The sequence below is a fragment of the Romboutsia sp. 13368 genome, from assembly GCF_018336475.1.
GTDB lineage: Bacteria > Bacillota > Clostridia > Peptostreptococcales > Peptostreptococcaceae > Romboutsia.
Map to the genome: position 1 here is coordinate 2254638 of NZ_CP048741.1, position 1000 is coordinate 2255637.

Sequence of the window (1000 nt, forward strand, 5' to 3'; positions counted from 1 at the left end):
TATTATATTAAAATGTAGTTTAATTTTACTTATAGCATTTTATTATATTATAAAAATAACCCCTTTTAAAATTATACATATAGTATATTTCAAAAGAGGTTGTTTCATTTAGTATCTTACAAAAATCTAAATTTAATTTAAATAAATTTTTTATATAAATTTAAATATTATTTTAAATATCTTCTTATTTCTCCATTATCACTTATTAGCTTATTCCATTCATTAGCAGGAGTAACTATATGTTTTTCTATATACTCATCAATTTTATCTAAATCTTTATTTTTAATTATAGATAGCATCTCTTCATGTTGGTTTATTAATAAAGCTTTATCTATTTTTCTTTCAGATAATAATCTCATTCTATTATAATGAGTACTTATTTTCATAATACTTTCCCAAATATTGGTTTTATTACATCCTATAAATATTAATCTATGAAATTCTTTATCTAAATCATGAAACTCATTTTCTTTACCATCTTTATTTGAAACTAACTTTTGTGCAAATAAGTTTTTCTCTAATTCCATAAATATTTCTTCAGAAATTTCATTACAAGCTTCATTTAAAACTTCTTTTTCTAATAGTCTTCTCATAAATATCGCTTCATCTATAATATCCTTATCTATAAGCGATACATATGTACCCGCTTGTGGTTTAACTTCTATTAAATGCTCACTTTTTAATTTCATTATAACTTCTCTTATAGGTGTTCGTGATATATTTAACTTTTCTGATAAATCTGATTCGCTTAATAATTCCCCTGGTTTTAATTCTAAAGACATTATATTCTCTTTTAATATCCTATACGCATATTCTTTTCCCGTTTCCTTATGCTTTTTCTCGTAAAATATCATTCCATTCCTCCTATACTTATTCTTATACTTATACAATAATATGATTATAGCCCCCTATTTTATAATATACTTTATTTAGTTAAATTTAAAGCAATAAGTATATAAGACTGTAATCTTATCTTTAAAACAATATATTATATTTGAMA

Annotated in this window: 1 protein-coding gene; it reads right to left on the reverse strand. The window is 21.8% G+C overall.

Features of this window, described 5'->3' with window-relative positions; all coding sequences use genetic code 11:
- Positions 1-167 precede the first annotated feature (167 nt).
- Entirely contained in the window at positions 168-854 is a 687-nt protein-coding gene (locus G3997_RS09430) for a GntR family transcriptional regulator (RefSeq protein WP_296645527.1), read from the reverse strand.
- Positions 855-1000: the final 146 nt, after the last annotated feature.

What these genes read in the sequence shown, in the direction of transcription:
- G3997_RS09430 (WP_296645527.1), bottom strand. Translation starts at nt 854, where the DNA reads ATGATATTTTACGAGAAAAAGCATAAGGAAACGGGAAAAGAATATGCG.